This is a genomic window from Sinorhizobium numidicum (genome assembly GCF_029892045.1).
Lineage (GTDB): Bacteria > Pseudomonadota > Alphaproteobacteria > Rhizobiales > Rhizobiaceae > Sinorhizobium > Sinorhizobium numidicum.
The window spans coordinates 3,158,439-3,179,966 of record NZ_CP120368.1 but is presented as its reverse complement, the minus strand read 5'-3'; the positions used below and the strand labels follow the sequence as shown (position 1 = coordinate 3,179,966).

Here is a 21,528-nt window from a genome sequence, read left to right as displayed (position 1 = left end):
GAAGCATGGCACAGGTGACAGTGACGATCGACGGAAAGGCCTACCGCATGGCCTGCGAGGAGGGGCAGGAGGATCACCTCAGCAACCTCGCCACGAGATTCGATCAATATGTCGGCCATCTCAAGGCGCAGTTCGGCGAAATCGGCGATCTGCGGCTGACCGTGATGGCGGGCATCATGGTCATGGACGAACTCAGCGAAGTCGATCGCCGGCTGAAGAACCTCGAGACGGAACTCGAAAATCTGAAGCAAGGCCGCGACGTGGCGCTGTCCGATCAGGCCAAGAACGAGGAGGCGCTCGCTTCCGCGCTGACCGAGGTGACGGCACAGATCCACGGCATCGCTGCCAGGCTCAACGGCCGCGCGAGCACGCCCACGAACTGACGGTTTCGGCAAGACCGCTCGCCGGCGACTTGGATTTCTGAATTTAAATCTGAGCGGCTCCCGCATACGCTCTGGCGAAAGCCGTCGAGACGTTCTATATCTGCGACGCGGTCTGCGCTTCCCGACAGGAACCACAATCCCCGGGGCCATACACGATCTCAAGGGAGCTGTCCCTGGCCGAACTCGTGGGTTCGGACATACGGCGCCCACCTACCTAGTAGGTACCCGGGATCGTAAACTCTCCACCGGTCGTCGTGGATCGCACTCCTTCCTTTTCCCCGACAACATCGACGGACGCCCGAAAGGCGCGGCGGATGGCGTCGGCCATCGCATCGACGGTCTGCGATCGGTTTTCCGGCCTTGTGCGTAAGACAACGTTCGACATGTCGATGATGCCGAATCCGTCGTCCTCGGTGAGTTCCCGGCAGCCGGGAGGTATGGCGCTGCGCGACAGCGGCGCGATGGCGAGACCTGAAACAACCGCGGCAATCAGCCCGCTGCTCGTGCGGCTGATATAGGCAACACGACTGCCGATACCGCGTTTCTTCAGGCTCCGCAGGGCCAGGTCATCGCACCAACCGCCTTCGACATAGGTGTAGGCGGCTATCGGCAGAGGCTGTCGTTCATGCGTGCCGTGTTGATCGGAGGTCACCCAGACGGTGGGGTCCACCATGAGAACCTCGTTCCGGGTCCGGCCGCCGGGCTCGAAGACGACCGCGAGGTCGATCTCTCCGGCTTCGAGGGCCGCGAGGTTGGACATCGAGGTGCCCTGCTGCACTGTCACCTCGACGCCGGGATGAATTGCGGCGAAGGCGCCTAAGGCCTTCGGCAGGGCGGAGTTGATGTACTCCTCCGAAATTCCGATCCTGACCGAACCGTCGAGCGCAGGCAGGCGCATGGATGCCGCCGTATCATCGAGGAGGGCGACGATGCGCCGCGCATTGTCGACGAGCCGGCGGCCCTCAGCCGTGAGGATCACGCCGCGCGAATGGCGCTCGAAAAGCGCGAAGCCGAGCAGATCCTCGAGCCTCTTGATCTGCATGCTGACGGCCGACTGCGTACGTCGGACGGTATCGGCTGCATGCGTGAGATTGCCGGCATCGGCCACCGCCAGGAAGGTCCGCAGCAAGTCGCTGTCGAGTGGAAGCGACATAGGGTCACCATCAGAAAATCTAATGACAGCTATGTTTGCAATTCGTTTGCTGCATGTCAACGAATGCTCGAAGATTGGCCTCGTTGCGCGTCTCTCCCGAGGTCCTCTGCCATGATTGTCTTGTTCGCGACCGGATTCGCTATTGCCGATGGCGCTTCGCTGCTGCAGTCAAGGCTCGCGCCCTGGCGCCTATCACTTGCGATCCGCGAGCAATCCGCCGCGCTCCTGCGCCGAGGCGATCCGCGCCTATTGGCGGACGCCGGCCTGACGGACATAGTCGAGCCGCTCGGCTGCGAGCGGCTGCGGATGACCGCGGCAGTTTACCGTTCGCACTGGATGTTATGAGATCAGATCTAGCCGGGCGGCACGGAAGACGGCTTCCGCGAGGTTGCTCGCCTGGAGCTTCCGCATCGCGTCCTCAAGCGCCCCATCGATCCGTGCCATCGGAATGTCGGTCTCGCGCGTCATGTCCTCCCGTGTCCGGCCGTGAGCCGCAAGAGTAAGGCAACGCAATTCGAGCGGGTCGAGTTCATTGATCCTCTCCGACATGGACTGCGGCTTATTTCATTTCTGCCTGCAAGACCTTGCTACCGCGTGAAAAACGGGTATTAGGTCGCGCTAATTATTTGAAATCACGAGACAATTTTCATTTCTGGCGCGGCCTGCGAAGCGGCACCACGGCTGATGATGAACGCAATGCCAAGGCCGTGCCTATATGGATCGACACGGAAACACTGTCGCGAAGTGTTGCAAAAGCGGCGGCGACATGGTTCCAGCTAACTGGCATTTTGCGCTACGCCATGCGCGGCGAAGCTGCGCCCGATATGCAGCAGGCGGGACTTTCGCCCGCGGGAAAGGACGTTCGATGTCACCGAAGGATTTGAAGGCGGCGCTGAGGAAGGAGTGTCTGGCCTTGCGCGACGCTATGCCGGCCGAAGTGCGAATCGAGGCGAGCCTGACGATGGCGGACCATGCCGGCGACATTATCGCGCTCGATCCGGGCCATATCGTTTCCGGCTTCTGGCCGATCCGTTCGGAAGTGGACATCCGCCCGCTGATGGTGCGGCTCCGGGACCGCGGCGCGCGGCTCTGCCTGCCGGTCATCATGGACAAGAAGACGATCGTGTTTCGCGAACTCCTCGACGGCGTGGCGGTGGTCGAGACCGGTTTTGGCACGACCGGTCCGGGAGCGGAAGCTCCGGAGCTCGATCCGGACATCATGCTCGTTCCGCTTTCGGCTTTCGACTCCGTTGGCCATCGAATCGGCTACGGCGCCGGCTACTACGACCGGGCGATCGATCGCTTGCGCAACAAAGGCCACATGCCTCGGCTGATCGGGATTGCATTCGATTGCCAGGAAGTGGCATCAGTGCCGGCTGAACCGCACGACGTGGCGCTGGACGCCATTTTGACGGAGAGCGGTTTTCGGCATTTTTAGAGCGGGATGAGAAAAGTGCGCGCGCTTTTCCGTCCGCATCCCGCTCCAACTGATTAGAATCGATCACGTTTAATCAGTTGGGTCGATTTGACCCAAATCATCGTGATCTAAACGGGATTGAACGGCATGCGACTTCTGTTTCTGGGAGATATGGTTGGCAAGACAGGCCGCACGGCGGTCTGGGAGCGTCTTCCAGGATTGGTGAGCGACTTCAAGCTCGACTTTGTTATCGTCAACGGCGAGAACGCTGCCGGCGGCTTTGGCATCACCGAGGACATTTTTCTGGAAACGATCAACGCCGGCGCCGATGTGGTGACGACCGGCAACCATGTCTGGGACCAGAAGGAGGCGGTGGTCTTCTGCGAACGGCACGATCAGTTCTTGCGCCCGGCCAACTATCCCGCCGGAACACCGGGACGTGGCGCCAATCTCTTCTTCGCCCGCAATGGCTCCCGTGTGCTCGTCGCCAATATCATGGGCCGGGTCTTCATGCATCCGGAGCTCGACGACCCTTTCAAAGCGGCCGAGATCATCCTCGACGCCTGCCCATTGGGCGAGCAGGCTGACGCGATCGTCTTCGATTTCCACGCCGAGGCGACGAGCGAGAAACAATGCTTCGGCCATTTTGTCGATGGCCGCGCCAGCCTGGTGGTCGGCACCCATACGCATGTACCGACCGCGGATCATCAGATCCTCAATGGCGGCACCGGCTATATCAGTGATGCCGGCATGTGCGGCGACTACGATTCTTCGCTCGGGATGGACAAGGAGGAGCCGCTGAACCGGTTCATCTCGAAGATGCCCAAGGGCCGCTTCGAGGCGGCCTCCGGCCCCGCCACCATCTGCGGAGTCGGGGTCGAGATTTCCGACCGCACGGGTCTTGCCGAGAAGATCGCACCCCTCCGGATGGGTCCGCGGCTCGGCGAGACGATTCCGGAATTTTGGTTGTAGGCCAGATAGACTTCTGGCCGCGTTGCCATTTGCATTCACGGCTTTGCACCTGCGCATCGGAAATGGCGCGCCTCCCTTGTGGCGCATCACCCTTGCGGCATTGCCTTTTTTCAGGGTGACAGTCTTTCCAAATGGTGGCAGGTTAGCTCCAAAATCAGAGCCGCAGGGATGCGGCCGCTACTCGCAGGTTTCCATGACGTAGTGCCACCCTGGAGCGGAGCGCTCCGGGCTCGAAATGTCGCCACGGCAACCGGACGACCCAAGCCGCGCCGGCGATATTGGTGTTCAAGTGCTTTGGAGAGCGTTCATGTTGCGAAACTGGCGTCTGCCGGCGATTCTCGGCGTTTCGACCTTCCTTCTCATATCGGTGCCGGCGGATGCGCAGGATGCGCAACTGCCTACGGTAACCGTCGCCAAGCCGGTGGTGCGCGATGTCATCGACGCCGACGAATTCATCGGCCGCTTCGAGGCCGTCGACGAGGTTTCCGTCCGCTCCCGTGTCGGCGGTTATCTTGACGAGGTCCTCTTCACCGATGGTGCGCTGGTGAAAAAGGGTGACAAGCTCTTCGTCATCGACCAGCGGCCGTTCCGCACGGCACTCGCCCAGGCGGAAGCGTCGCTGGCGTCAGCACAGTCGACGCTTGCCTTCGCCGAAACGACGTTCAAGCGAACGGAGTCGCTGGCCGGCACAGGCACGCTTTCGGTATCGAGGCTCGACGACGATCGCCGTGCACTGCTCGCGGCACAGGCTGGCGTGCGCGGCGCCGAGGCCGCGGTGGAGCGCGCCAAGCTCGACCTCGAATACACGACGATTACCGCGCCGCTCAGCGGCCGCGTCGACCGACGGCTTCTCTCGCCGGGCAACCTTGTCCAGGCGGACCAAACGGTGCTGACGACAATCGTTACGCTCGATCCGATCGACTTCTATTTCGACGTCGACGAGCGCCGGCTGCTTTCCTATGCGCGCACGGCGCGCGAGCGGGGCAGCGCATTGCAGGAGGGCGCAGGGGCGCTCAGCGTCCTGGTGACGATTGCCGACGCCAACGAGGCGCCATTCGAAGGCAAGCTCGATTTTGCGGAGAACCGGGTGGACAATCAGACGGGCACGATGCGCGTGCGCGCCCGTTTCCCCAATCCCAATTTCATTCTGCAGCCCGGCCTCTTCGGGCGGGTGGAGGTCGAGGGTTCGAATATCTATAGGGCGGTCCTCGTGCCGGACGAGGCGATCGGCGCCGACCAGAACGAACGGATCGTTTACGAAGTCAGCCAGGACGGCAGCGTCATGGCCAAGCCAGTGCGCCTCGGACCGCGACTGCACGGCTACCGCGTCATCCGCAGCGGCATGACCGGCGACGAGACGATCATCGTCAATGGTCTCATGCGCGCCAGACCCGGCGTGAAGGTAAAGCCCGAACTCGTCGTGCTGCCCCAGGAAGCAGCACAGTCGGCGGAGAACGCCCAATGAGATTTGCGCATTTCTTCGTCGACAGGCCGATCTTCGCCTCGGTGCTCTCGATCGTGCTGCTGATCGTTGGCGGCATCGCCTATTTCCAGTTGCCGGTGGCGCAGTATCCGGAAATCGCGCCGCCCACCATCGTCGTCCGCGCCTCCTATCCGGGGGCGGACGCGGAAACCGTTGCCAATACGGTCGCAACGCCGCTCGAGCAGGAGATCAACGGCGTCGAGAACATGCTCTACATGTCCTCCTATTCGACCGCCGACGGCTCGATGTCGCTGACGATCACCTTCAAGCTCGGCACGGATCTCGATCAGGCGCAGGTGCTCGTACAGAACCGCGTTTCGATCGCCGAGCCGCGGCTGCCGGAGGATGTCCGGCGCATTGGCGTCACCACGACGAAAAGCTCGCCGGACCTGATGATGGTCGTTCATCTGCTTTCGCCGAGCGATCGCTACGACCAGCTCTATGTCTCCAACTATGCCCGTACGCGCATTCGCGACATCCTCGTTCGGCTGGATGGCGTCGGCGACGTCACCCTGTTCGGCGAGCGCGAATATGCGCTGCGCGTCTGGCTCGATCCGCAAAAGCTCTCCGCCTATGGGATGACCGCTGGCGACGTCGTTGAAGCGCTGCGCGAGCAGAATGTCCAGGTCTCGGGTGGGTCCATCGGCGGCCCGCCGATTTCCGGCGACAATGCCTTCCAGTATACGGTGACGACTGATGGGCGCTTCAGCGACGCAAGGCAGTTCCGTTATGTGATCGTCAAGGCCACCGAGGACGGCCGGCTGGTGCAGTTGCAGGATGTCGCCCGCGTCGAGCTCGGAGCGCGCGAATATGTCACCAACAGCTATCTGAACGGCAGTCCCGCCGTCGCCCTCGGCATTTTCTCGCGCCCGGGCACCAATGCGCTTGCCGCGGCGGAATCGATCCAGGCGACGATGGCCGATCTTTCAAGGGACTTTCCGGAGGGGCTCGAATACAGGATCATCTACAACCCGACGGAGTTCATCTCGGAATCGATCGACGAGGTGTACAAGACAATCGCCGAGGCGGCGATCCTCGTCGCGCTGGTCGTCATCATCTTTCTGCAGTCCTGGCGCACCGCGATCATTCCGATCGTCGCCATCCCCGTCTCGCTGATCGGCACTTTCGCACTGCTCTTCGCCTTCGGCTTTTCCTTGAACATGTTGACGCTCTTCGGGCTGGTGCTCGCAATCGGCATCGTGGTCGATGATGCGATCGTCGTCGTCGAGAATGTTGAGCGCAATCTCGCGCGAGGCATGACGCCGCGAGAGGCGGCGCATGTGACAATGGACGAGGTGGGTGCTGCGGTCGTGGCGATCTCGCTCGTGCTGACCGCGGTGTTCGTGCCGACCGCCTTCATTCCGGGCATTGCCGGCCAGTTCTACCTGCAGTTCGCCGTGACGATCTCGGTCGCGACGGTGATCTCCGCGATCAATTCGCTGACCCTGTCGCCGGCGCTCGCCGCGATTCTCCTGCGTCCGCACGAAAATCACGAGCATGAGAGTCGCAATCCGCTGACGCGGTTCGGCCGGGGGCTCGCCAACGGCTTCAACACGGGTTTCGACCGCATGGCCGATGGCTATGGATGGGTGGTGCGCCGGCTGGTGCAGACCCGGGTCGCGCTTGCCGCCGCGCTTCTCGTTTTCGTCGGGCTGCTCGGCGCCACCTGGTATATGACACAGATCGTGCCGCGGGGCTTTGTGCCGCAGATGGACCAGGGCTATGCCATCGTCGTCATCCAGCTTCCCGATGGAGCGTCGCTCGAGCGAACCGATGCCGTCGTCCAGCGCGCATCGGCGATGGTCCGGGAGGTCCCGGGCGTGAAGGATGCGGTCGCCTTTGCCGGCTTCAACGGTGCGACCTTCACCAACGCGTCGAATTCCGGCGTGATTTTCACACCCTTTGACAGTTTCGAGGAGCGTCTCGAAAACAGGCAGAGCGCCGAGCAGATCATCGGCCAGATCTTCGGTGCGATGCAGAGTCTGCAGGAGGCCTTCATCATCGCCGTGCCGCCGCCTTCGGTGCGAGGCATCGGCAATTCCGGCGGCTTCAAGATGCAGATCATGGACCGCCAGAGCCCGGACATGCGACGCGCCCTCGGGCTCGCCCATCAGATGATGGGTGTGGCCAACCAGACCGAGGGGCTGACCGGCGTCTTCACAACCTTCTCGGCCACCAGCCCGCAATTCTTCCTGGCGATCGACCGTGACAAGGCACGGGCGCTGAACGTGCCGATCCCGAATATCTTCGAGACGCTCTCGATCAATCTCGGGGCATCCTATGTCAACGACTTCAATGCTTTCGGTCGTGTCTACCAGGTGCGTGCCCAGGCCGACCAGCAATATCGCGTGGAACGGGACGATATCCTTGCCTTGAAGGTGCGGTCTGCCTCCGGCGCGCTGGTGCCGCTCGGAACGCTCGTCGAGATCCGCGACACGAGCGGGCCGGCGCTCGTCCAGCGCTACAACATGTATGTCTCGGTGCCGGTCCAAGGCAATCCGGCGCCGGGTGTCTCGACCGGCAGTGCGCTCGACAAGATGGAGGCGCTTGCCGGCCAGATCCTGCCGCAGGGCACGACTTTCGAATGGACCGAGCTTGCTTTCCAGGAGCGCCAGACCGGCAATACCGCCGTCTTCATCTTCGCGCTTTCGGTGATCTTCGTCTTCCTGGCGCTTGCCGCGCAATATGAGAGTTGGGTGCTGCCGCTGGCGATCATCCTGATCGTACCGCTTGCCGTTCTCGCCGCCCTTGTCGGCGTCTCGATCCGGGGCTTCGACAACAACGTGCTGACGCAGATCGGCCTTATCGTGCTGATCGGCCTTGCGGCGAAAAACGCCATCCTGATCGTCGAATTCGCGCGTCAGGGCGAGGAGGAGGGCAAGACGCCGGTCGAGGCGGCGATCGAGGCAAGCCGGCTGCGGCTTCGCCCGATCCTGATGACCGCCTTCGCCTTCATCCTCGGCGTCGTGCCACTGGTGATCGCGACCGGGCCTGGGGCCGAGATGCGCCAGTCGCTCGGCACCGCGGTCTTCTCCGGCATGCTGGGGGTCACCTTCCTCGGCCTGTTCCTGACACCGGTCTTCTACGTGACGCTGCGGTCTTTCCGCAGGAAGCGGGCACCGGTGGCAGGCGAAGCGACCGCACCGGCGGAGTAGTGGCGGGAGCGGAGTGATTGCGGGCGCTCCGTTCACACCGCCCCAAGCACCTGTGCTCTGCTAGCAAATGACGCGATTGTGAGCGTTCACACGCTGTTTGATGCTGGACGGAAGAGCGGCGTTGAATGATCCTGCCCGGCGCTAGCGCGGGGTGAGGAAAAGTGTGCGCGGTTTTCCGCCCGCATCCCGCGCTAACTTATTAGAATCGATCACGTTCATGATTTTAGGTCGACCCGACCTAAAATCATCGTGATCTAAGAACGCGTGTGAGAGGTGAAGGATGCTGCTCCGATACCTTGCCTACACCCTGGCCGTCATCTGGCTCATCCATACGCTCTGGCCGGAGCCCGCCCGCGCACAGCAGTCTCCGGCTCCCGTCAGCCAATGTCAGGCGATTGCGGAAGCCACTCCGGCGGCGACCTTTGTCAGCTTCGCGGCGCCGCAGGCCACCCTCGCTGCAGCGACTGACGGCGAGGTGACCATCACCTATCTCGGCCACTCGACCTTCCTGATCGAAACGCCGGGCGGCACTTCGATCGCCACGGATTACAACGGCTGGTTCCGAACTGCAGCCCCTCCTACTGTCGTGACGATGAACAAGGCCCATTCCACCCACTACACGCTGACGCCGGACCCCGCCATCCGCCATGTTCTGCACGGCTGGGGCGATGACGGGGAGCCCGCAGATCATGACCTCGTCGTTGGCGACACTTATATCCGCAACGTGACGACCGATATACGCTCCGGCTTCGAGGGCATGGAGCCGAACGGCAATTCGATCTTCATCTTCGAGGTTGCGGGGCTTTGCATCGGCCATCTCGGCCATCTGCATCATGAGCTCGACGACAGCCACTACCGCCAAATCGGCCGGCTCGACATCCTGATGGTGCCGGTTGACGGCGGTTTGACGATGGGCGCTGAAAGCATGAGCCGTGTGGCGTCGCGCCTGCGCGCGGCGCTCATCCTGCCGATGCATCGGCGAGGGCCGCCGATCAACGACTTCCTCGACATGTTCGGCGATGACTACGACAAGAGCTTTGCCGCCGGACCGAGCGTGAAGATTTCGCTCCGGACGCTGCCGAGCAAACCGCTGATCTATGTTCTCCAGGGCGTTTGAAGCGCCGCCGTACGGGGGGACGTTCGGCGCGGATTTCTGCGTCTTGAAAAAACAGCCCCTGCTGGACGGGAAGCGGCAATGAAACTATAAGGCGCCCCATTCCAATAATTCATGCATGCAGAGGGCGCCATGGCTGGCCATTCACAGTTCAAGAACATCATGCACCGCAAGGGCCGTCAGGATGCGGTGCGCTCGAAAATGTTTTCCAAGCTTGCGCGCGAAATCACTGTCGCCGCAAAGACCGGCCTGCCTGACGCCACCATGAACCCGCGCCTGCGCCTGGCCATTCAGAACGCCAAGGCGCAGTCGATGCCGAAGGACAATATCGAGCGGGCGATCAAGAAGGCTGCGGGCGGCGATGCCGAGAGCTATGAGGAAGTCCGCTACGAGGGCTACGGACCGGGCGGCGTCGCCGTCATCGTCGAGGCGCTCACCGACAACCGCAACCGCACTGCTTCCAACGTCCGCTCGATCTTCACCAAGGCCGGCGGCGCACTTGGTGAAACCGGTTCGGTCTCCTTCTCCTTCGATCGGGTCGGCGAAATCACCTACAAGGCCACCGTCGGCGATGCCGACAAGGTCATGGAAGCGGCGATCGAGGCGGGCGCCGACGACGTAACGAGCGACGAGGATGGCCACACGATCGTCTGCAGCTTCGAAAACATCGGCGAAGTCTCGAAGGCTTTGGAAGAGGTGCTGGGGGAGGCGGAAACCGTCAAGGCGATTTGGCAGCCGCAGAATACCGTGCCGGTGGACGAGGAAAAGGCGCAGTCGCTGATGAGGCTGATCGATAATCTCGAAGACGACGATGACGTTCAGAACGTCTACTCCAACTTCGAGGTTTCGGACGAGGTCCTGGCTAGGCTTTCGGCCTGACGCAGCTTCGTTTCTCTGACGCAATCGACCGGCGACAGGAACCGCAGGTCGATTGCTTTTTTAGCTAGTGATCAAACCGTCGTCGCCAGATCCCGTTGCGCTTCGGCGAAAAGCGTAAGCGAGCGGAGCCGCGCCTCCATGTCGAAAATCGGCATCGAGATGATCAGCTCGTCGGCTTTGGTCTGCTCGAGGAACGTCGCGGTCTTCCGGTGGATGGTTTCCAGTCCGCCGACGACCGCATAGGTCATCGCATGATCGACGAAGATCTTCTCGTCAGTGGTCCATCGCCCCTCCATCGATTTGACCGGCGGCGGGAAGCGGCCGCGCGCGTTGCGGCGGAGCGCGACGAAGGATTGCTGCATGGAGGTGAAGAGATAGTTCGCCTCCTCGTCCGTATCGGCGGCAACGCCCATCACGCCAACCATCACATGCGGCCTGTCGAGCTGCGGCGACGGCGTGAAGCGTTCGCGGTAGATTTCGAGCGCGGAGAGCAGCATGTCCGGCGCGAAATGCGAGGCGAAGGCGAAAGGAAGCCCGAGCATGCCGGCCAGGTGGGCGCTGAAATGACTGGAACCGAGCAGCCAGATCGGCACGTTCGAATCGGCGCCCGGTACGGCGATGATTTTTTGCTCTTCGCTGGCCGGACCGAGAAGAGCCTGCAGTTCCACGACATCATTCGGAAAATTGTTGGCGCTCGCCTCCATGTTGCGTCGAAGTGCCTGCGCCGTCCTCATGTCGGTACCAGGCGCGCGGCCGAGGCCGAGATCGATGCGGCCGGGATAAAGCGCCGCCAGCGTGCCGAACTGCTCGGCAATGACGAGCGGCGAATGGTTGGGCAGCATGATGCCGCCCGAACCGACGCGAATATTTTTCGTTGCCGAAGCCACATGAGAGATGACGAGCGACGTCGCGGCGCTGGCGATGCCTTTCATGCCGTGGTGCTCGGCCAGCCAGAACCGTTTGTAAGCGTTCTCCTCCGCCGCGATCGCGAACCGGCGCGAGTTTTCAAGCGACTGGGCGACGCTGCCGCCGTCGGTGATAGGCGAAAGGTCGAGAATGGAGAAAGGGATCATGGCAACGCCTTCAATTAAGAGAATTTGATCGATCGCAATGTAGGTTCAAGATTCCTGAGGCCAAGAGCATGCCGGAGGTTTTCTGCGGAGCGAGGCTGTTTCTGTACAATGTTTTTGTTTTGTTCACTTTTTGCTGGCAGCGTTCTGCCGGTCGACATAGGGTGAGCCATGCAGAATACGATTCGCATCATCGGCATCGATCCGGGATTGAGGCGCACGGGTTGGGGCATTATCGAGACCCTCGGCAATTCGCTGCGGTTCGTCGCCTCCGGCACGGTGACTTCCGATGGCGAGATGGATCTCGCGTCGCGCCTTTGCCAGTTGCACGACGGCCTTGCCGAGGTCGTGCATGGCTATCGGCCCGATGAGGCCGCCGTGGAGCAGACCTTCGTCAACAAGGACGCAACCGCGACGCTGAAGCTCGGTCAGGCGCGCGGCATCGCCATGTTGGTTCCGGCGCGCGCGGGTCTCAGGGTTGCCGAATATGCGCCGAATGCGGTCAAGAAAGCCGTCATCGGCGTCGGCCATGGCGAGAAGCAGCAGATCCACATGATGCTGAAGGTGCTGATGCCGAAGGTGCAGTTCAAAGGCAATGATGCCGCCGACGCGCTTGCCATTGCCATTTGCCATGCGCACAACAGGCAGGCGATCACCAGCCGTCTTGCGGCGCTTGCCGGCTAGCCGGCCTTCAGAATTTCCTTCAACCTCAAGGTAAAAGAGCATCCAGAAAGACGAAGCCAGATGATCGGCAAACTCAAGGGCACCATAGACGAGATCGGCGAGGATCACGTGGTTCTCGACGTGCATGGCGTCGGATACGTCGCTCATTGCTCGGCGCGCACGCTTGCCAAGCTCGGATCGGCAGGAGAGGCGGCCGTACTCTTCATCGAGACCTATGTGCGGGAGGATCAGCTAAAACTCTTCGGTTTCCTGACCGCGCTCGAGCGCGAGTGGTTCCGCCTGCTTCAGAGCGTCCAGGGAGTCGGCTCCAAGGTGGCGCTGGCGCTGCTCTCGACGCTGACGCCCGGAGAACTCGCCAATGCCATTGCGCTGCAGGACAAGACGTCCGTGGCGCGCGCTCCCGGTGTCGGCCCAAAGGTAGCGGTGCGCATCGTCACTGAACTCAAGAACAAGGCTCCGGCTTTCGCCGGCGAGATGTCGGCCGCGATCAGCCTCAAGCAGGAGCTGGGCGAGGGCGTCGCCTCCGCGCCGGTTGCGGATGCGGTTTCGGCCTTGACCAATCTAGGCTATTCGCGTGACCAGGCGGCCAATGCGGTTGCCGCTGCGTTGAAGAATGGCGGGGACGGAGCAGACAGCGCCAAGCTGATCCGTCTCGGACTGAAGGAACTGGCGCGGTGAGGGGCAAGCCATTCTGCGGCCACAAAGCATTGGAATGAAGCGATCCTGCGAAGCGATACGCGCTGGATCGGACGATGCGATGACACTATGTTGGCGCCGGGGAAGCGGCACGATGAGTGTCTACGATCAGCATATCGCGCAAGGGCGCGATGCAGCCCGAAATGGAAGTTTTTAGGATGAGTGAAGCCGCACGCTTGATTGCGCCGGAAAAGCGAGGCGAGGACCTCGACGCGACGCTGCGTCCGCAGTCGCTGGATGAGTTTACCGGTCAGGCCGAGGCGCGCGCCAATCTCAAGATCTTCATCGAAGCGGCACGCAATCGCGGCGAGGCGCTCGATCACGTCCTCTTCGTTGGTCCGCCCGGTCTCGGCAAGACGACGCTAGCGCAGATCATGGCCAAGGAACTCGGCGTCAATTTCCGCTCGACCTCCGGGCCAGTCATCGCCAAGGCCGGCGATCTCGCAGCGCTCCTCACCAATCTCGAAGAGCGCGATGTGCTGTTCATCGACGAGATCCATCGCTTGAACCCGGCGGTCGAGGAGATCCTCTATCCGGCGATGGAGGATTTTCAGCTTGATCTCATCATCGGCGAGGGGCCGGCAGCGCGCTCCGTGAAGATCGACCTCTCGAAGTTCACGCTGGTCGCCGCGACCACCCGCCTTGGCCTGTTGACGACGCCCTTGCGCGACCGTTTCGGCATTCCGGTGCGGCTCAATTTTTACACGGTCGAGGAGCTGGAACTGATCGTCCGGCGCGGCGCGCGGCTGATGGGGCTTGGTATGACCGACGAAGGCGCGCGCGAAATCGCCCGCCGGGCCCGCGGCACGCCGCGCATCGCCGGCCGTCTCCTGCGGCGGGTCCGCGACTTTGCGGAAGTGGCGCGCGCCGAGGCCGTGACGCGGCAGATCGCCGACGAGGCGCTGACGCGGTTATTGGTCGACAGTATGGGTCTCGACCAGCTCGATCGTCGCTATCTGACGATGATCGCCCACAATTTCGGCGGCGGGCCCGTCGGCATCGAGACGATCGCCGCCGGGCTTTCCGAACCGCGCGACGCGATCGAGGACATTATCGAGCCCTATCTGATCCAGCAGGGCTTCATCCAGCGCACGCCGCGCGGCCGGGTGCTGACGGCGAACGCCTGGAAACATCTTGGTCTCAATCCGCCGAAGGACGTCGAAGCGTCACAGTTCCGGCTGACGCTCGAGGACGACTGAATGATCACTCGGCGCGGTTTCATGCAGGTTCTCGGCGGCGGTTTCGCCAGCGCCATGGCGTTAGGTGGATATGCCTTTGCCGTCGAACCGCTCGCGCGCCTCAAGGTGACGCGTTACGAACTGACACCTCCCGGCTGGACGCCCGGCCTCAAACTTCGGGTGGTAGCGCTTGCCGATCTCCATGCCTGCGAGCCGTGGATGTCTGCGAACCGCATCGCCTCCATATGTGCCCGCGCCAACGACCTCGGCGGCGACATCACCGTTCTTCTCGGGGATTATACATCGGGGATGAACCTGGTGACGCGTTACGTGCATTCCAGCGAGTGGTCCAAGGCTCTTGCCACCTTGAGAGCGCCGCTCGGCGTGCACGCGATCATGGGCAATCACGACTGGTGGGAAGACAGGACCGCCCAACAGAACGGCGGCGGCGGGACCTTCGGGCACCGGGCGCTGGCGGAAGTTGGCATACCGGTCCATGCCAATCGCGCCATCCGCCTGGAAAAGGACGGGTTTGGCTTTTGGCTGGCCGGGCTTGAGGACCAGCTCGCGCTGCTGCCGGGGAAGAAATGGAACCGCGGCTCGATGCAGGGCCTCGACGATCTCGACGGCACGCTGACGCAGGTGAGCGACGAGGCACCGGTCATCCTGCTTGCACACGAGCCCGATATCTTTGCGAAAGTGCCGCAGCGGGTGTCGCTGACGCTCTGCGGCCACACGCATGGGGGCCAGGTTCGGCTCATCGGCCGTTCGCCCGTCGTGCCCTCCCGCTTCGGTGATCGTTATGCCTATGGGCACATCGTCGAGGACGATCGCAATCTGATCGTTTCGGGAGGGCTCGGTTGTTCGATCGCGCCGATCCGTTTCGGCGTTCCGCCCGAAATCGTCGTCATCGACCTGGGGTAGCCTACTGCATGTTTCCTTAAATCGGAGCCGATTTAAGGATAAAACATGCAGCAATTCAAAGTGCTACAGCGACCTTTGTGCGTCTGAAAAGACGCACGGTGCTGTAGTGCCGGTCGTCGCCCCGGATTCGCCTCTCATCCGGCCTGTCGGCCACCTTCTCTCCATTTTGATTGGGAGAAGGGACTCGCGCCGGCGCCGAGCGCAGTAACGCAGAACTCCCTCATGATCTTAGACGTCCGGCGCCATTTCCCGGATCGTCGCCGCCAGCCTCTCAGCGCCGCCGGGCGTCCAGCCGAGCGCGCGCAGTTTGTCGGTCGACATCACCCTGAATGCGGTCGCATCCGCCGTCGGCGGCAGGGGATGAGGACAGCCGCTTGCGGATTGAAGCACGGCGAGGATCTCGCGGTTGCCGGTTAGCACGTCCGAGACGTTGAAGGTCTGGCCGGAAACCTTGCCGGCCTCTGCCTTCAGCATCAGCAATACCGCCTGGGCTACATCATCGCCGTGAACTTCCGTACCGGCACGCGATGGAATGGGCCTGCCGGCGAGATAGTCGTGGAAAAGACCGCTCCATTTATGCTTCCGACCGGGGCCGGCTGGTCCATAGACGCCGGTAAGGCGAAGGCTCGCGGTGACGAAGTCGTGGCCAGCCATCGACTTCAAGGCGTCTTCGGCCGCAAGCTTCACCACACCATAGAGCGTGTCCGGCTCGACGGGAGACGTTTCATCGACAGCAAGCGCGGGCGTTTCGCCATAGACGGCACGGCTCGACAGAAAGATACAGCGGCGCACGCCGGCGGCGCGCGCCTCTTCGAAGAGGCGGATCGAGCCGTCGATATTGACGCGGCGGAAGCTTGCGGGGTCATTGCCTTCGCCGCCCCGATACTTGCCCTCGACATGCTCGAAGGCGGCATGAACGAAATAGTAGATGTTATCGAAGGCGGCGATCTGGTCGGCTTCCGGATCAAGGCGAAGCGGCAAGTAGGAAACCGGCTGCGAAAAGAAGCTGTCTCCCGGCCGTGTGCGGGCGCCGACCGTAACCTTGTAGCCGTTTGCCAGCAGATGCTCGACGATAAAACGGCCCACGAAGCCCGTGCCGCCGGAAACCAGGACGCGAGTCATGGCGATACAACGCCGGCTTGCACCGGATTCTTAAGGGAGGCGAGGTCGGGGATATTTTCGCCGGTCAGATAGGCATGCCAGAGCTCGATCAGCGGCGAGAGAACATCCGCGCGCGGATGATCCTTTTCCCACGGTTTTTCGTACTGGTAGTGAAGCACGCCGATCGAACGCCAATCCCAGAGGCCCGGCAGGTTGAACCAGACATATTGCAGCATGTTCATCGTCACAGGCAGACCGTGCCAGTCGGGAAAGAAAGCCTGCAGGAAGGTCTGGTCGGTGCGCGGCCAGAAGGCCCCCGGCCGATCGAGCGCCGCCAGCATTCTTTCAAATGTTGCAAGCGACGGTTCCGCGACGAAGACACCGGAGTTCAGCCGGTGAAAATCGGCGAGGCTTTCATAGACATTCGGCGCGGCGGAAAACTCCGGATACCGGAAGAGCTTGTCGATGTTGCGCAGAACGATCGCGTCGGCATCGATGAAGACGCAGCGCTCGTACTCTACGAGCTGCCAGAGCCTGAGCTTGCAGAAATTGTCGAGCGGCGAGTGGAAGTCGGGTTTGCGGCCCTTGGTGAAGGGCGCCTTCTCATGAACATTGCGGCGCGCATGTCGGGCATTGAATTCGTCCGACAGAGGCAGGAGCTCCGTTTCGACGAGGCGGCAGCCGAATTCATCGAGCGGCTCGAGGGCAGCGGCCTCCACCCCGCCGGTATGAAGCACGACGATATCCGCCATGGTTCCCGAGAGGCGGATGGAGCGAGCGAGTGCCCGCGCGCCGAGCGCGTAGTCGGCATTGGTGACGAGCGTCGCGAAGGCGTGGCGGCTACCGGGTGGCGAGGAGGGGCTGAGCCCCTCCGGATCGGTGATCGAGAGGCTCATGAAACGGATTTCAGACGCTTGCCTTCGGGGTCGTGATTGATCAGCGGCGCGATCTCCTTCGTCCAGGCCGAGACGGCCGGCACCCGCGAGCGGTCGACGCGGTAGGCGAATTTCTTCGCGACGTCGACGATTTCCGAAAGCAATCCATCCTCAAGACGGATCGGATCGAGGCCCAGCGACAGGAACTTTTCGTTCCGAACGACCAACTCGTTTTCGGCCGCTTCCTTGCGCGGGTTGGGAAGCCACGCAATTTTCGAACCCGTGATGCCGGCGATCATTTCGGCGAGGTCGCGAACGCGATGCGTCTCGGTCATCTGGTTGAAGATCTCGACACGGCTGCCGTGTCCCGGAGGGCTTTTCAGGGCGAGCTCGATGCAGCGGACGGAATCCTGAATATGGATGAAGGCGCGCGTCTGGCCGCCTGTCCCGTGAACCGTCAGCGGATAGCCGATCGCCGCCTGAATCAGGAAGCGGTTCAGGACGGTGCCGTAGTCGCCGTCGTAATCGAAGCGGTTGATCAGTTGCGCGTGCCGGCGCGTCTGCTCCGTGTGCGTCCCCCAGACAATGCCCTGGTGCAGGTCGGTAATCCTGAGGCCGTCGTTCCTGGCGTAGAACTGAAAGAGCAACTGATCGAGACACTTGGTCATGTGATAGATCGAGCCAGGATTGGACGGGTAGAGAATTTCCTGGCTGACGGTCTCGCCGCCCATCGTTTCGATGCCGACCGGCAGATAGCCTTCGGGGATTGCCGCACCGATGGTCGAATACCCGTAGACGCCCATCGTTCCGAGGTGCACGAGATGGGCGTCGAGGCCTAGTTCAACCAGTGCATTCAACAGGTTGTGCGTCGCGTTGACGTTGTTGTTGACCGTATAGTTCTTGTGCCGGTCGCTCTTCATCGAATAGGGAGCGGCACGCTGCTCGGCGAAATGGACGATTGCATCGGGTCGATGTTCGGCGAGCCAGTTCTTCAGAAGCTCGTAGTCGCGGGCGAGATCGATCAGGTTGAAGTGGATGCGCCGACCGGTTTCCGCGTGCCAGATGCGGGTGCGCTCCTGGATGGAGTCCATCGGGGTCAGCGACTGGACACCGAGCTCGGTGTCGATCCATCGGCGGGAGAGATTGTCGAGAATGTGGATGTCGTGGCCCGCATCGGATAAATGCAGAGCGGTGGGCCAGCCGACGAAACCATCACCGCCGAGGATTGCAATCTTCATGCACGGTTCTCCTGATCGGGAAGAAGAGACAGGACCTGATAGGATAGGATTGTGACAAAGCTGCAATGCTTGCAAATGTCTTTTTGTTCCTGCACAGAAAAAGAGAAATCCTCCCGGAGAATGAGACAATGCCAGTAATTTCGCTCGCAGGCGAGCTGACCGAAAACGGCCATCGGCTGGTGCAGCGGGTCTATTACGAGGACACTGATTTCTCCGGCGTGGTCTACCATGCGCGTTACTTGCATTTCATGGAGCGGGCGAGGACAGACTATCTGCGCCTGCTCGGTGTCGAACAGGCGTCGCTTGCTATCGAGGGCGACACGGAGGGCCTGATGTTCGTCGTGCACCGGATGGAGATCGACTTCAAATCGCCTGCGCGCATGGACGACATCCTGACCATCGAAACAACGACCGAAAAGGCCGGCGGCGCCAAGATGGTGCTGCAGCAGGAAATTCGCCGCGCGGGCACACTGCTGATTGCCGCCAAGGTCATCATCGCCGTCATCAACGGCCAGGGCCGGCCAAGGCGCTTGCCGGAAGCGCTCGCAACGAAGTTCCTGGCAAGACAGAAACTCCCGGCCTGAGCGATTTTGGGCTCGGGCCGCGGTTCACTCAGCAATCGAGTTTAGTATTTTCTTCGTAAGCGATTGTTTGGTCTTGGCGAATTCCGGCCAGGGATCAGCGCCAGCCTCGGTGCGCTCGAGGATATCGGCAATATGGAAGGTGTTGGCGGCGCCCAGATGCTCGAGTTCATCCCAGCCGACCGGCGTGGCGATCGGTCCACCTTCGCGGGCTCGGCTGGAATAGGGGCAAATAGCGGTGGCGCCACGCTCGTTTCTCAGCCAGTCGATGAAGATGCGTCCCTTTCGCTTTGCCTTGGACATTGTCGCGATGAAATGGTCGGGATCGCGATTGGCGAAGGACTGCGCGATCTTCTTGGCGAAAGGCTTGGCCTCGTCCCAGGAGGCGCGTGGGACAAGAGGCGCGATGACGTGGACGCCCTTGCCGCCGGTCACCATGGGAAAGGTCTTGAGGCCTATGTCGGCGAGCTCGTCGCGCAGCGCGACGGCGGCTCGCTTCACGGTGGCAAAGTCGACGCTTGGATCGGGATCGAGGTCGAACACAAGTCGGTCGGGCGTCTCCAGCCTGTTGATTCTGGCACCCCAGATGTGAAACTCCATTGTGCCCATCTGGACGGCGGCGACGAGACCCTTCGCATCATGAACATACATGTAGTTCTCGGTGCCACCGGACGATTCCTCGATCGGCACTTCCCTGATCTCGCCCGGGAAGCCGTCGCTCGCATGTTTCTGGTAGAAACATTGCCGTTGTCGACCCTGCGGGCAGCGCACGAGTGACACGGGATGATCGGCCGCGAAGCGAAGCATTCTGTCCGCTACGACGGCATAGTAGTGGGCGAGATCGATCTTGGTGATCCCCTGGCCTTCGAAGAGGATGCGGTCGGGATGCGATATCCGAACGCCGAGAATATCTTTGTCTCCGTGCGATCTCGATGCGGCGCGGCCTTTAGAAGTGGGTTTGCTCTTGCCGCTGCCGGCATTTGCGTCTGCTGATTTCGGCGTCTCCAGTTTCACGGCCTTGGCCTCCTTGTCCTCGCGCAGTCCCTCGAACGCACCGTGACGAATATGCCCATCATCGGTGAATTCCGTGAAGTCCACCTCCGCGACAAGATCCGGCTGCAGCCAAACGGCTTGGCGTCTTATGCGCGGCGGTACCGCCTCGAACGGCGGCGTCTCGCGTTTGCGCCTGGCAAATGCCGCGGCGAGTACTTGCATGGTCTCCTCGTCGAAGCCGGTTCCCACACGCCCCCGATAGACCAGTTTGCCGTACTCGAAGGTACCGACGAGAAGCGAGGCGAACGCGCGTCTCGGCTTCGAGGAAGGGGAGTAGCCGCCGATGACGAATTCCTGGCGTTTCGTGCACTTGATCTTCAGCCAGCTTCCGGTGCGATGGCTGCGATATGAGGCACTTGCCTCCTTGGCGATGATGCCTTCCTGCCCGGCCTTGCACATGGCAGCCAGGATCTGCTCCCCATTGCCGCGCACATGTGCGCTATATTGCACGGGGTTCGTAGGTCCACCGCTCTCGATCAGCGTTTTCAGCCGTCTCTTGCGCTCGACGAGCGGCTTGCCGCTCAAGTCCTTGCCGTCGAGCTCGATAAGATCGAAGACATAGAAGCGGGTTCCGGCGCCGGTCCGCCAGGCTTTCTGAAGCGCTGAAAACTTCGAGCCTTCACCGGATGTCGCCACGGCCTCGCCGTCGATCAGCGCGGACTCGCAATGAAGTTCCGCGAGCGTTGATGCGATCGCCGGAAATTTGGCGGTCCAGTCGAGGCCCTTGCGGGTATAACAGCGCACGGTGCCGCCGCCGATCGCTGCCATCAGCCGATAGCCGTCGAACTTCACTTCGTACAGCCAGTCGTCTCCACTCGGGGCCTCCTTTACGAGCGTCGCGAGCTGCGGTTCGCGGAAGGCGGGCAGTTTGGCCGACGATATTCGGCGCGGCTGCTTACCGGTGTGACGACCGCGTGCAACTGCGCCTGCCTTGACGTTCGCGGCCGCGCTCTTGTTCGAATGCCAGACACGCGCCGCTCTTTCGCCCTTGCCCTCGGCGATTTCCTCCATGGTGCGGCCGGTGCGGACGCTGGTGATGTTCTCGTTTATCAGGCTCTCGCCGTCCTCGGAGGCAGCCTCGTCCGTTTCCTTGACCAGCAGCCAGTTTTCGCGTTTCTCGCCATGGCGCGGTCGCATGCGGACCAGCGCCCAGCCGCCATGCATTCGGCTGCCATGCAACTGGAACGTGAGCTTGCCCTTCTTCAATCCTTCATCGGGGTCTCCTTCCGGCTCCCACCAGCCGGTGTCCCAAAGCATGACCGTGCCGCCGCCGTACTGGTTTTCCGGAATCGTGCCCTCGAAGTCGCCATAGGCCATGGGGTGATCTTCCGTTCGCACCGCGAGCCGCTTGTCTCGCGGATTGAGGCTCGGCCCGCGGGTCACGGCCCAACTCTTGAGGACGCGTTTCCATTCTAGGCGGAAATCATAATGAAGTCGCGTCGCGTCATGCTTCTGAACAAGGAAGAGCTTTCGGCCCTTGCGCGCCGCCGCGGCCTTTCCCTTCGGCTCGCTCGTCTTGGTGAAATCACGGCGCCGATTGTATTCCGATAGCGGGTCGTGAGGAGTGGGCAT

Annotated in this window: 19 protein-coding genes, 1 other RNA gene and 1 pseudogene; 14 read left to right on the top strand and 7 right to left on the bottom strand. The window is 61.9% G+C overall.

Annotation, left to right across the window (positions count from 1 at the left end):
• Nucleotides 1–5 precede the first annotated feature (5 nt).
• Together PYH37_RS26585 and ssrS are read left to right on the top strand one after the other, a co-directional pair.
• The gene (locus tag PYH37_RS26585) at nt 6–383 is read left to right on the top strand and encodes a cell division protein ZapA (RefSeq protein ID WP_280734454.1); all 378 of its coding nucleotides are present in this window, start codon (nt 6–8) and stop codon (nt 381–383) included.
• A gap of 106 nt (nt 384–489) precedes the next feature.
• Nucleotides 490–648: non-coding RNA, 6S RNA (ssrS, locus tag PYH37_RS26580), on the top strand.
• Nucleotides 649–744: 96 nt separating this feature from the next.
• Here ssrS and PYH37_RS26575 read toward each other — a convergent pair.
• Nucleotides 745–1,491, bottom strand: a pseudogene (locus PYH37_RS26575) (LysR family transcriptional regulator); the annotation flags it as partial.
• Between PYH37_RS26575 and PYH37_RS26570 the strand changes: the two are divergent.
• Entirely contained in the window at nt 1,372–1,881 is a 510-nt protein-coding gene (locus PYH37_RS26570) for a hypothetical protein (RefSeq protein WP_280734453.1), read from the top strand. The pseudogene PYH37_RS26575 and the gene PYH37_RS26570 sit on opposite strands and share 120 nt — an antisense overlap.
• Here PYH37_RS26570 and PYH37_RS26565 read toward each other — a convergent pair.
• Nucleotides 1,876–2,085, bottom strand: coding sequence for a helix-turn-helix domain-containing protein (locus PYH37_RS26565; RefSeq protein ID WP_280734452.1), 210 nt, complete (start codon nt 2,083–2,085; stop codon nt 1,876–1,878). The genes PYH37_RS26570 and PYH37_RS26565 overlap by 6 nt on opposite strands.
• 316 nt (nt 2,086–2,401) lie before the next feature.
• On the opposite strand from PYH37_RS26565, the gene PYH37_RS26560 reads away from it, so the two are divergent.
• The 6 genes from PYH37_RS26560 (at nt 2,402) to PYH37_RS26535 (ending at nt 10,556) form a co-directional block, all read left to right on the top strand.
• Nucleotides 2,402–2,974: a 5-formyltetrahydrofolate cyclo-ligase gene (locus tag PYH37_RS26560; RefSeq protein WP_280734451.1), complete on the top strand. Its 573-nt coding sequence runs from the start codon at nt 2,402–2,404 to the stop codon at nt 2,972–2,974.
• 126 nt (nt 2,975–3,100) lie between these two features.
• Entirely contained in the window at nt 3,101–3,925 is an 825-nt protein-coding gene (locus tag PYH37_RS26555) for a TIGR00282 family metallophosphoesterase (RefSeq protein WP_280734449.1), read from the top strand.
• 307 nt (nt 3,926–4,232) lie between these two features.
• Complete coding sequence (locus PYH37_RS26550; protein ID WP_280734448.1) at nt 4,233–5,390, top strand: efflux RND transporter periplasmic adaptor subunit; 1,158 nt, start codon at nt 4,233–4,235, stop codon at nt 5,388–5,390.
• Nucleotides 5,387–8,563 (top strand): efflux RND transporter permease subunit, encoded by a 3,177-nt coding sequence (locus PYH37_RS26545; protein ID WP_280734447.1) that lies wholly within the window; start codon nt 5,387–5,389, stop codon nt 8,561–8,563. The genes PYH37_RS26550 and PYH37_RS26545 overlap by 4 nt, the downstream gene beginning before the upstream one ends.
• A gap of 280 nt (nt 8,564–8,843) precedes the next feature.
• Complete coding sequence (locus tag PYH37_RS26540; protein WP_280734446.1) at nt 8,844–9,680, top strand: MBL fold metallo-hydrolase; 837 nt, start codon at nt 8,844–8,846, stop codon at nt 9,678–9,680.
• Between the two features lie 129 nt (nt 9,681–9,809).
• Complete coding sequence (locus PYH37_RS26535; protein ID WP_280734445.1) at nt 9,810–10,556, top strand: YebC/PmpR family DNA-binding transcriptional regulator; 747 nt, start codon at nt 9,810–9,812, stop codon at nt 10,554–10,556.
• A 71-nt stretch (nt 10,557–10,627) separates the two neighbouring features.
• Here PYH37_RS26535 and PYH37_RS26530 read toward each other — a convergent pair whose 3' ends face one another.
• Nucleotides 10,628–11,629 (bottom strand): LLM class flavin-dependent oxidoreductase, encoded by a 1,002-nt coding sequence (locus PYH37_RS26530; protein WP_280734444.1) that lies wholly within the window; start codon nt 11,627–11,629, stop codon nt 10,628–10,630.
• A 168-nt stretch (nt 11,630–11,797) separates the two neighbouring features.
• On the opposite strand from PYH37_RS26530, the gene ruvC reads away from it, so the two are divergent.
• The 4 genes from ruvC (at nt 11,798) to PYH37_RS26510 (ending at nt 15,108) form a co-directional block, all read left to right on the top strand.
• Complete coding sequence (gene ruvC, locus PYH37_RS26525) at nt 11,798–12,310, top strand: crossover junction endodeoxyribonuclease RuvC (RefSeq protein WP_280734443.1); 513 nt, start codon at nt 11,798–11,800, stop codon at nt 12,308–12,310.
• A gap of 60 nt (nt 12,311–12,370) precedes the next feature.
• A complete protein-coding gene (gene ruvA, locus PYH37_RS26520) occupies nt 12,371–12,988 on the top strand; it encodes a Holliday junction branch migration protein RuvA (RefSeq protein WP_280734442.1) in 618 nt (205 codons plus the stop codon).
• A 176-nt stretch (nt 12,989–13,164) separates the two neighbouring features.
• Nucleotides 13,165–14,205 (top strand): Holliday junction branch migration DNA helicase RuvB, encoded by a 1,041-nt coding sequence (gene ruvB / locus PYH37_RS26515; protein WP_280734441.1) that lies wholly within the window; start codon nt 13,165–13,167, stop codon nt 14,203–14,205.
• Nucleotides 14,206–15,108, top strand: a complete 903-nt coding sequence (locus tag PYH37_RS26510) for a metallophosphoesterase (protein ID WP_280734440.1) — start codon at nt 14,206–14,208, stop codon at nt 15,106–15,108.
• 228 nt (nt 15,109–15,336) lie between these two features.
• Here the strand turns inward: PYH37_RS26510 and PYH37_RS26505 are convergent, their stop codons facing one another.
• From PYH37_RS26505 to PYH37_RS26495, 3 genes are read right to left on the bottom strand one after another with little or no spacing between them, the layout of a single operon-like run.
• Nucleotides 15,337–16,230 (bottom strand): NAD-dependent epimerase/dehydratase family protein, encoded by an 894-nt coding sequence (locus tag PYH37_RS26505; RefSeq protein WP_280734439.1) that lies wholly within the window; start codon nt 16,228–16,230, stop codon nt 15,337–15,339.
• A complete protein-coding gene (locus tag PYH37_RS26500) occupies nt 16,227–17,105 on the bottom strand; it encodes a glycosyltransferase (protein ID WP_280734438.1) in 879 nt (292 codons plus the stop codon). Before PYH37_RS26500 ends, PYH37_RS26505 begins: the two co-directional genes overlap by 4 nt.
• On the bottom strand, nt 17,102–18,322 hold the full coding sequence (locus PYH37_RS26495) for an NAD-dependent epimerase/dehydratase family protein (RefSeq protein WP_280734437.1): 1,221 nt from the start codon (nt 18,320–18,322) through the stop codon (nt 17,102–17,104). The genes PYH37_RS26500 and PYH37_RS26495 overlap by 4 nt, the downstream gene beginning before the upstream one ends.
• A gap of 128 nt (nt 18,323–18,450) precedes the next feature.
• Between PYH37_RS26495 and ybgC the strand changes: the two genes are divergently transcribed.
• On the top strand, nt 18,451–18,906 hold the full coding sequence (gene ybgC, locus PYH37_RS26490; RefSeq protein WP_280734436.1) for a tol-pal system-associated acyl-CoA thioesterase: 456 nt from the start codon (nt 18,451–18,453) through the stop codon (nt 18,904–18,906).
• 24 nt (nt 18,907–18,930) lie between these two features.
• On the opposite strand, the gene ligD is transcribed toward ybgC, so the two are convergent.
• Nucleotides 18,931–21,528: a DNA ligase D gene (gene ligD / locus PYH37_RS26485; protein ID WP_280734435.1), complete on the bottom strand. Its 2,598-nt coding sequence runs from the start codon at nt 21,526–21,528 to the stop codon at nt 18,931–18,933.